11 protein-coding genes are annotated in these 8,985 nt (G+C 63.5%); 5 read left to right on the plus strand and 6 right to left on the minus strand.

Going from position 1 to position 8,985, the window contains the following annotated elements; genetic code table 11:
* Together AC1D2K_RS22885 and AC1D2K_RS22890 are read left to right on the plus strand one after the other, a co-directional pair.
* Nucleotides 1-372: DsbA family protein (locus AC1D2K_RS22885; protein WP_478091216.1), on the plus strand; the 372-nt coding region annotated here is incomplete at its 5' end.
* A 28-nt stretch (nt 373-400) separates the two neighbouring features.
* Entirely contained in the window at nt 401-1,576 is a 1,176-nt protein-coding gene (locus AC1D2K_RS22890; RefSeq protein ID WP_478091217.1) for an FAD binding domain-containing protein, read from the plus strand.
* On the opposite strand, the gene AC1D2K_RS22895 is transcribed toward AC1D2K_RS22890, so the two are convergent.
* From AC1D2K_RS22895 to AC1D2K_RS22920, 6 genes are read right to left on the minus strand one after another with little or no spacing between them, the layout of a single operon-like run.
* Nucleotides 1,573-2,277 (minus strand): ABC transporter ATP-binding protein, encoded by a 705-nt coding sequence (locus AC1D2K_RS22895; RefSeq protein WP_478091218.1) that lies wholly within the window; start codon nt 2,275-2,277, stop codon nt 1,573-1,575. The genes AC1D2K_RS22890 and AC1D2K_RS22895 overlap by 4 nt on opposite strands.
* 11 nt (nt 2,278-2,288) lie before the next feature.
* Nucleotides 2,289-3,041, minus strand: coding sequence for an ABC transporter ATP-binding protein (locus AC1D2K_RS22900; protein WP_478091220.1), 753 nt, complete (start codon nt 3,039-3,041; stop codon nt 2,289-2,291).
* Entirely contained in the window at nt 3,031-4,023 is a 993-nt protein-coding gene (locus AC1D2K_RS22905) for a branched-chain amino acid ABC transporter permease (protein WP_478091222.1), read from the minus strand. The genes AC1D2K_RS22900 and AC1D2K_RS22905 overlap by 11 nt, the downstream gene beginning before the upstream one ends.
* An 11-nt stretch (nt 4,024-4,034) precedes the next feature.
* Nucleotides 4,035-4,916, minus strand: a complete 882-nt coding sequence (locus AC1D2K_RS22910) for a branched-chain amino acid ABC transporter permease (RefSeq protein ID WP_478091224.1) — start codon at nt 4,914-4,916, stop codon at nt 4,035-4,037.
* Between the two features lie 20 nt (nt 4,917-4,936).
* The gene (locus AC1D2K_RS22915) at nt 4,937-6,040 is read right to left on the minus strand and encodes an alkene reductase (protein ID WP_478091225.1); all 1,104 of its coding nucleotides are present in this window, start codon (nt 6,038-6,040) and stop codon (nt 4,937-4,939) included.
* Between the two features lie 46 nt (nt 6,041-6,086).
* Nucleotides 6,087-7,304, minus strand: a complete 1,218-nt coding sequence (locus tag AC1D2K_RS22920; protein ID WP_478091227.1) for an ABC transporter substrate-binding protein — start codon at nt 7,302-7,304, stop codon at nt 6,087-6,089.
* Between the two features lie 125 nt (nt 7,305-7,429).
* On the opposite strand from AC1D2K_RS22920, the gene AC1D2K_RS22925 reads away from it, so the two are divergent.
* From AC1D2K_RS22925 to AC1D2K_RS22935, 3 genes are all read left to right on the plus strand, one after another.
* Nucleotides 7,430-8,122: a TetR/AcrR family transcriptional regulator gene (locus tag AC1D2K_RS22925; protein ID WP_478091228.1), complete on the plus strand. Its 693-nt coding sequence runs from the start codon at nt 7,430-7,432 to the stop codon at nt 8,120-8,122.
* A 134-nt stretch (nt 8,123-8,256) separates the two neighbouring features.
* Nucleotides 8,257-8,724: a VOC family protein gene (locus AC1D2K_RS22930; RefSeq protein WP_478091230.1), complete on the plus strand. Its 468-nt coding sequence runs from the start codon at nt 8,257-8,259 to the stop codon at nt 8,722-8,724.
* A gap of 24 nt (nt 8,725-8,748) precedes the next feature.
* On the plus strand, nt 8,749-8,985 hold a 237-nt coding region (locus tag AC1D2K_RS22935), incomplete at its 3' end, for an FAD-dependent monooxygenase (RefSeq protein ID WP_478091232.1).

Genomic DNA, 8,985 nt, shown 5'->3' on the forward strand with positions numbered 1-8,985 from the left:
ACCGCAGCCATGCTCGCTGCCGAAGAACTCGCCGGCGTGGGGCTCAGGATGCTGAAACGCCTGCAGACGGCCTACTACGTCGAAGGCCGCCCCATCGCGGACCGCGCTGAACTGACGCGCCTTGCCGTGGAACTCGGCCTCGACGAAGAACGCTTCTCGGCCGCCTTTGATCAGGGCACTTCCAGGCTGCCCGAGCATTTCGAAAACACGCGTGAGCTGTTGTGGCGCGCGGGTGGGCGCGGCTTCCCGACTTTGGCGCTTGAACAGGACGGGGAGCTTCAGATGCTTCACCTCGGTCAGTTCCTCGGCAAGCCCGCGCAATTCCGCGAAGCTCTCGAGGGTCGCCTGGCTCACGCCTCAACCCACGCTTGATCGCGCCAGGCGCAGTCTGGAGAGATTCATGACCACCCACACCACGAACAACAAGCCTCGCGCACTCATCATCGGCGGCTCCCTCGGCGGACTCTTTGCGGCCACGACGCTGAGAGCCATTGGCTGGGAGGTCGACGTCTTCGAACGATCCCCGAACGAACTCGACAGCCGCGGCGGCGGTGTCGTGCTGCAGGGCGATGTACTGTCTGCGTTCCATTTCGCAGGGGTCCAGACCCTGGGCGCGCTAGGCGTCAGGTCGGGCGACCGCATCTACCTGGACCGCGACGATCGCGTCGTCCAACGCAGTTACATGCCGCAGAGCCAGACGTCCTGGAACATGCTCTACGGCACGATGAAACAGCACCTGCCTGCGGAGATATTTCATCCGGGTGAGCGATTCGTTCGTTTCGAGCAGCATGGCGACCGCATCACCGCCTGCTTCGCCAGCGGCCGCGTCGAAACCGGCGACCTGCTCGTCGGCGCCGATGGCGCGCGCTCCGCGGTGCGCGAGCAAGTCATCCCTGGTCTCGTTCCCGACTACGCTGGCTATGTCGCATGGCGCGGTCTGGTCCCTGAAGAGGAACTTCCTGCAAGTGCCGCGGATGTGCTTGCGGGCACCTTTGCATTTCAACAAGGCCCTGGCCACCTGATGCTCGAATACCTGGTCCCGGGTGAAGGCCAATCGATCCAGGAAGGTCATCGGCGCTGGAACTGGGTGTGGTACCAGAAGGTGGAGCACGGCGATGAACTCTCGGCATTGATGAGCGACCGCTTCGGAGTCCACCACGCGTTCTCGATGCCGCCGGGTGCGCCCAAGGATGAAGACCTTGCGCTTCTGATGCAAACGTCGAGGGACTTGCTTGCGCCGACCTTTCAGACTCTGCTTGAGGCCACGAAGGAGCCCTTCGTCCAGGCCATCCTGGACCTGCAGGTGCCGCGGATGGTGTTCGGTCGTGCCGTCCTGCTTGGGGACGCCGCATTCGTGCCCCGGCCCCATACCGCCGGCAGCACTGCCAAGGCTGCGGCCAATGCCCTGGCTTTGGCCAAGGCGCTGCAACCCCTGGGCTCCGACATCGACGAGGCGCTGTYGGATTGGCAGACGGGGCAGCTGCGCGAAGGCATCGGAATGACCGAATGGGGCATGAACATCGGCGATCGAATCATGGGAATCCCGCGCAGCCACGTGATGCTGAAGGCTGCCTAGACCGCGCAGTAGCGCTCCTGGATCGCTTCATCGGCCAGCATGGCTTGCGCGCTGCCGCTGTAGACGATTTCGCCCTGGTCGAGGATGTAGGCGCGGTCTGCAATCCTGAGGGCCAGACCGACGTTCTGTTCGATGAGAAGAATGGTCACGCCGCTGCGCTTGAGCGCGGCGAAATACTCGAACATCTCATCGACCAGCACCGGCATGATGCCTTCGGAAGGCTCATCGAGCAGCACCATCTTCGGCTTGGACGCCACAGCGCGCGCAATGGCCAGCATCTGTTGCTCCCCGCCCGACATCGTAATGGCCATCTGGTCAAGGCGTTCCTTCAGCCGTGGGAAGGTCTGCGCGATCTCCTCGATGACATCCGCCTCATGCCGGCGCAGCGGCGAGGCGAGGAGACCCAGGCGGATGTTCTCTCGCACCGTGAGGCCGGGAACGATACGGCGCTCCTCGGGAACGTAAGCCAGACCTATGGCAAACCGGGCATGCGCCGGTTGGCCGAGCAGCTCGATGCCTTCGAACTTCACCGACCCCTTCGCTCTTGGAATGAGCCCGGCGACGCTCTTGACGGTCGTGGTCTTGCCGGCACCGTTGCGACCGATCAGGCAGACAAGCTCACCCTTGTGAACCTTCAGGCTGACACCCTGAAGAATGTGACTGGTGCCGTACCACGCGTTCAGATCGTTGACTTCAAGCATTCCGCGCTCCCTCAGTGGTTGCCTTGGCCGAGATAGACACGCTTGACCAGGTCGTTGGCGCGAATGTCGTCCGGGGTGCCTTCAGCGATGAGCTCGCCATGGTGCAGGACGACGATGCGCTCGCTGATGCCCATCACCATCTTCATCTTGTGCTCGACCAGAACGACGGTGCGCTCTTCGACGAGCTTGCGAATGAGCGCCATCATGACCTTGGTCTCTTCGGGACTCATGCCTGCCGTGGGCTCATCCATCAAGAGGAGTCTGGGCTGGCCGGCGAGTGCGACTCCGATTTCGAGCGCACGCTGCTGGCCATGTGCCAATTCCCGCGCGAGGTGGTTGGACCGCTCGGAGAGCCCGACCGTCTTCAACACCGTCTCGGCTTGTTCGCTCAAGCCATGGAGCGCCGAGCGCCGGCGCCAAAGGCCGTAGCGCGACACATGCGCCTGGAGCGCGATGCGCACGTTTTCGAGCGCCGTGAAGTTCGGAAACAGGTTCGTGATCTGGAAGGACTTGGCAATGCCGGTGTGCGCAAACTCATGCGGGCGCATCCCGGTGATGTCCTCGCCCATGAAAACGATCTGACCGTCACTGGGTGCGAAGGCGCCCGAGAGCATGTTGAAGAAGGTGCTCTTCCCCGCGCCGTTGGGACCGATGATGGACGTCAGGATTCCCGGGCGAATCTTCACGCTCACGTCGTTGAGCGCCTTGAAGCCGGCGAAGCGCTTGCTGACGTTTCGCGTCTCGATGATGGCATCAGCGTTCATGGGAGACCTTCTGAAGGAACGTGCCCCAGACCCCCTTCGGGAAGAACAGGACGAAGAAGACGAAGACGCCGCCGACGAGGAGCTGCCAGTGCTCGGTCCAGTTGGATGCAAGGTCCTGGATCAGCAGAAAGAGCGCCGCGCCGACGAAGGGGCCGAAGTAGGTGCCCATGCCCCCCAGGAGGCACAGCATGACCACCATGCCCGAGGTGGCGTAGTCCAGCGTCTCGATGGGAACGCTGGAGAGATGGATGGCATTGAGCGATCCGGCCAGGGCGCAGAAGCCTGCGGAGAGGACGAACGACAGCAGCTTCGTTCGCTCGATGTCGAATCCACAGGCCCGCGCCCGTGCCTCATTCTCACGGACCGCCTCGATGGCGCCACCGAATGGGGAGGCCAGAATGCGGGAGAGAAGCCACATCGCGACGGCCACGAATGCAAAGACGAAGTAGTACTTCTGCAGCGGGTTCAGGAGGTCGAGCTTCAACCCCAGAATGCTCACTTCCGAGACGTTGACGCCGCGCAGGCCGTTCTCTCCACCGGAGGCAGGCAACTGGTACACGAGAAAGTAGACGCATTGAGAAAGTGCGAGGGTCACCATCGCGAAGTAGATGCCGCGTGTCCGGATGGCCAGCAGGCCCATCACCAGCGCGACCAGGCATCCAGCCGCAACGGCAGCCGGCACCGCCGCCCACCATGGCACGTTGTGCTGGGCGATGAGAATGCCGGCGGTGTAAGCACCGACGCCGAGGAATGCGGCGTGACCGAATGACAGCAGCCCGGTATAGCCGAACAGCAAGTTGAAGCCAACGGCGAAGAGGCCATAGATGAGTATGTTGATRGCCAGCGACTGATAGGGCATCAGCCAGGGAAAGATGGCAAAGAAGAGGACAGTTGCCAGGACGCGATGCTTCGCAACTGTTCTCAAGACATCCTGCCAAGTGCGCGACGGTTTCTTCGTGGCGGGGGGCGTGATGGCACTCATGGTCGGTTCCTTCATGACATCAGTCCGGCGCGACCGAAGAGACCCTGTGGACGAACGAGAAGCACGGCAGCCATGATGACGAACATGGAGACCTTTGCCGCTTCCGGGAAGAAAAGCACAGCCATGCTTTCGACCACGCCAATCAGCAGGCCGGCGACGACAGCGCCCATCAGCGAACCCATACCGCCTACGACGGTGACCACGAATGCAAYGGTCAGCACCGAGGTTCCCATTTCGGGTGACACCCCTTGCATGGGTGCCGCGAGTACGCCGGCGAGGGCGGCGATGCCGGTTCCGACGCCGAAGACGATGAGCCAGACGCGGGAGACGTCCACCCCGAGCACGCGGACGATCACCGGGTCCCGCGCGCCGGCTCTGACGACCAGGCCGAATGGCGTGCGCTCGATCACGAGCCACAGGGCCAGGAGCAGTGCGCCGACGACGCCGATGACGAACAAGCGGTAGGTCGGGAAGTCGGCGAACCCGAGGTTCGTCGCACCCTGCAGAACTTCGGGGGTGTCGAAGGGCAGGCCGGCTTTGCCCCAGACGATGCGCACGCCTTCGACCAGCATGTAGGCGAGGCCGAAAGTCAGAAGCAGGGGGTAGTCGATCCCGCGGCCGTACAGCGGTCGGATGAGCCAGCGTTCAGCCAGCATGCCGATGGCACCGACCACGATGGGTGCAATGAGCAGGGCCAGCCAGAAGCTGCCGGTCTTCTCCGCGGCCACCAAGCCGATGTAGGCCCCCAGCATGAAGAAGGCCCCATGCGCGAAGTTCACGACGGTGAGCATGCCGAAGATGAGAGAGAGGCCGACAGCCAGCAGGACATAGACAGCGCCCAGGGCCAGTCCGGTGAAGAGCTGCAGCGCGAGGAGGTCGAACGTGATTTCCATGGATGTGCCCTCGACGTGTCTCAGGCTGCGTGCGCGAGCGTCGGATAGTCGGTGTAGCCCTCGGCCGATCCGCCGTACCAGCCGATGCTTCTGGGTTCGTTGTACGGTCCGCCCAGGCGGATGCGTGCGGGCAAGTCGGGGTTGGCCAGGAAGGGGCGCCCGAACGCTACGACGTCCAGTGCGCCCGTGGCGATGAGGTCGCGTGCCGCGTCCGGCGTGATGCCGCCGTTCCCGATGAGGACGCCGCGAAAGCGCGGCCGCACGACGTCCAGGATCTTCGGCATGTCCGGTTGACCGGCCCATGCGTTGGTGTCCGCGAGATGCAGGTAGGCGATGCCGTATTCGTCGAGCATGGCCGCCACGGCGGCGTAGGTTTCGGCTGGATGGGGGTCGCGCGTGCTGTTGTAGGCGGCGAAAGGAGAGATGCGTACACCCACGCGCGCCGCGCCCACCTCGTCGATGGCGGCTTCCACGACCTCGCGCAGGAAGCGCAGGCGGTTTTCCAAGCTGCCACCGTAGCCGTCGGTGCGCCGATTGGTCGTTGGCGACAGGAACTGGTGTGGCAGGTAGCCGTTGGCGGCGTGAATCTCCACGCCGTCGAAACCGGCCTTGAGCGCGTTGGCCGCGCCGCGTCGATACTGCTCGACGGCGTCTTCGACCTCGGCCGTTGTCATGGCGCGCGAGGGCGTGGCGGCAATCCGCACGTACCGGCCCCGAGCCAGTTCGCCCCAGACCTGGAGCGCGTCGAGGTCGTCGTTGACGCCCGAGGGCGACAGCGGTGCCGCACCGTCCAGCAGCCCGTCGGCGCCGACGCGGCCGCAATGCCACAGCTGGAGGAAGATGTGGCCGTCGCGGGCATGGACCTCCTGGGTGACGAGCTTCCATCCTTCCACCTGGGCGTCGCTATAGATGCCTGGCGCCTTTTCGAAGGCGCAGCTCATCGGCGTCACGTTGGTGGCCTCGGTGATGATGAGGCCCGCGGACGCGCGTTGGCCGTAGTAGGTGGCGTTGTCCCGGCCAGGGACGTCGCCTGCGGTCGCGCGGGAGCGCGTCAACGGCGCCATGGCGATGCGATTGCCGAGTGTCCGTCCGTGCAGCGCGATGGGGTCGAAAAGGCTGGGCATGGTTTGCTCCGGTCGATGGGAAGGGAGAGGAAAGGGGGATTCGGCCTCAGCCCTTGAAGCCGAGTTCCTGGCAGGAGCGCAGGAGCTTTTCATCCGCCGGCTCGACGTGCAGGACCTTGAATACTTCCGTCGGGTCGCGCGTCTCCTTGCTGTTCGACTCGATGACCAGGACCGACTGCACCGACTGGTGATCGCAGCTGCGGTAGTACTGGGGGCCCTTGTACGTGTCGTACTTCAGGGCCGCCAGGGCGGCACCGACCTTGTCGCTGTCCGTCGTCCCTGCGGACTTGACGGCCATCAGGAGTGACTTCACCGCCGAATAGGCCATCGCGCCATAGTCCGAGGGGTATTTGTTCTCGTTGGCGGCCTTGAATGCGGTATTGAAGGCCTTGGCTGTCGGTGTCTTGCTTTCGATTTCCCAGAAGTACTGGGTGCCGCCGACGACGCCCTCATAGGTCGATGCGCCCCCGGCCACACGCGCGGTGTAGGTCAGGATGGGCGTCACGAACTTCATGCCCTTCTTCATGCCGAACTCGCCGGCCTGCTTGATGGAGATGCGGTTGTCGTTGCCGAAATTGTTGAAGACGAGCACGTCCGCCTTCATCGCCTGCAGGCGCGGCAAGAAGGTCGAATAGTCTTGCGCGCCCAGAGGATGCTTGACCTCGCCCACGACCTCGGCACCGAGCTCCTTGGCGAYGCGCGTGAAGCCGCGCGTCATCTCCTGGCCGTAGGCATAGTCGGCCGTCAGGAAGGCCACCCTCATGCCCTTCCTGAACACGTAGCGACCGACCGCCTGGGTCGTCATGTGCGGATTCAGTGCCTCGTGGAAGGTGTACGGGCCGGCATCGCTCGCCTCGTTGATGGCATCGGATTGGCTGACGGACACGTAGATGATCTTGCGCTGCTTGGTCACGTTGTTGATCGACAGCTGAGTCGCCGCGGAGAGTCCGCCGACGATGAAGTTGGCGTTGTCCTTCTCGAGCAACTCCAACGTGCGGGTAGCGGCCTCGCCGGGATTGAGCTTGTCGTCGCGCACGAGGAGCTCTGCCTTGCGGCCATTGAGTCCGCCAGTCTCATTGAACTCCTTGACCGCCAGTTCGGCGTTGCGGACCTGGTCCTTGGCCTCGGCGCCGTACGGACCGGTGAGAGGCACCGGCAGCCCGATCTTGATGGTCTGTGCCTGAACGGCGCCAAGGACCAAGCCCAGGCCAGCCGTGACGAGGGCCCGACCGGCCAGCCGGCGAGGGGATGAATGTTGTCTCATGGGGTGGTTCTCCTGTTGGCCCGAGGCGGGTTCGGAAGTACATTGCTTGTTGAGCGTCTGATAACTTTGGCGGAATCAGAGTAAATTGTCAATCGATAAATAAGATAGGGGAAACCCGAGCGCCGATGAAGCAACCGAAGTCACTCCTGGCGACGCAAGCCGCCGAACCGCGCACACCTGCCGGCCCCGCCCCGCGTCGGCGGCTCGCGCCCGAAGATCGGGAGCACCAGATCGTTCAGGCCGCCATCTCGTTTTTTTCCAGGCACGGCTTTGACGCCAGCACACGGGACCTGGCCAAGGAGCTGAACGTCACGCAGCCACTGCTCTACCGGTACTTCCCGACCAAGGAGGCCCTCGTCGACCGGGTCTACGAAGAGGTCTTTGTGCGTCGGTGGAACCCGGAGTGGGAGGAGTGGCTCGCTGATCGCGGGGTGCCGCTGACCGAGCGGCTGAAGCGCTATCTGAAGGACTACGCGCGCTTCGTCCTGCGCAGCGAGTGGGTGCGGATCTTCATCTATGCCGGCCTCAGCCGAGGGGGCATCAATCAGAAGTACCTGGCGCGCCTGCGGGAGCGTCACTTCCTCGTCATCGCGCGGGAGCTGCGCCACGAATTCGACATCCCCGATCCTCGGGATGCCGACGAAGAGGACGAGGAGGTCGAACTCGTCTGGGCGATGCACTCGAGCGTCTTCTACATCGGGGTGCGCAAATGGGTCTACGACCTTCCCGCGCCCAAGCGCCTGGAGCGGCTTATCGACATGCGCGTCGATGCCTTCCTGTCCGGCGTTCCCCAGGTTCTTCGCGCAGAGCGAATCTGACGGTCGCGAGCCGCCTGTGAAAAGCAGGCGTCGCGTCTCTTTACATTTCCGGTCGAGCAGAATCGCTTGCGGCCTGCCGCTGCTTCCACTATTATTTATCTTTCGATCAGTTAATGTTCTTTTTGGAGCAGACTATGCCGATAAACAAGCTGGCCCACTATTCGGTGCGAACGACCGATATGGACGCATCCAGGCGCTTCTACGTCGAAGTGATGGGCTTCCGCGAGGGCTTCCGGCCCCCGTTCCAGTTCCCGGGGCTGTGGCTCTACAGGGGAGGCGATGAGTCCGAATACGGCGTCGTGCACATCATCGGCATCGATGCCCATGATCGGGCGGGGTTGACTGCGTACCTCGGCGACAAGGCGGAAGATTCGTTGCAGGGCAGCGCGGCGGTCGACCATCTTGCTTTCTTGGCGACGGACCTGCTGGACATGCACCGTCGCCTTCATGCCGCAGGTCTTCAGTTTCGCGAGCGCACCGTACCCAGCCTGGGGCTGCACCAACTGTTCGTCGAGGACCCGTCTGGCGTCACCATCGAGCTCAACTACCCCGCCGCGGAGGGGATCGCCGCAGCAGAGCGCGCAAGTGCCACTGTGAACTGAGCCGGCGAGAAGAAGGAGAAGGCAATGACACAAGCAAAGACCGTGATGATCGTAGGCGGCTCCCTGGGGGGACTCCTCGCCGCCAACATCTTGCATCGGGCCGGTTGGGACGTTCACGTGTATGAGCGTGTCGCCGAGGAACTGGAGGGGCGTGGAGCAGGGATCGTCACCCATCCGGAGCTCATGGTGGCACTGGCACAGGCGGGGGTGGTCGTTGATGACTCCATTGGTATTTCCGTCAGCGAACGCGTCACGCTGGCT

The sequence above is a fragment of the Variovorax sp. P1_H12_2 genome (genome assembly GCF_056405335.1).

Bases quoted from the DNA above. Each gene is read 5' to 3' on its own strand.
- AC1D2K_RS22900 (WP_478091220.1), bottom strand. From the start codon at position 3,041: ATGAACGCTGATGCCATCATCGAGACGCGAAACGTCAGCAAGCGCTTC.
- AC1D2K_RS22895 (WP_478091218.1), bottom strand. From the start codon at position 2,277: ATGCTTGAAGTCAACGATCTGAACGCGTGGTACGGCACCAGTCACATT.
- AC1D2K_RS22925 (WP_478091228.1), top strand. From the start codon at position 7,430: ATGAAGCAACCGAAGTCACTCCTGGCGACGCAAGCCGCCGAACCGCGC.
- AC1D2K_RS22930 (WP_478091230.1), top strand. From the start codon at position 8,257: ATGCCGATAAACAAGCTGGCCCACTATTCGGTGCGAACGACCGATATG.
- AC1D2K_RS22915 (WP_478091225.1), bottom strand. From the start codon at position 6,040: ATGCCCAGCCTTTTCGACCCCATCGCGCTGCACGGACGGACACTCGGC.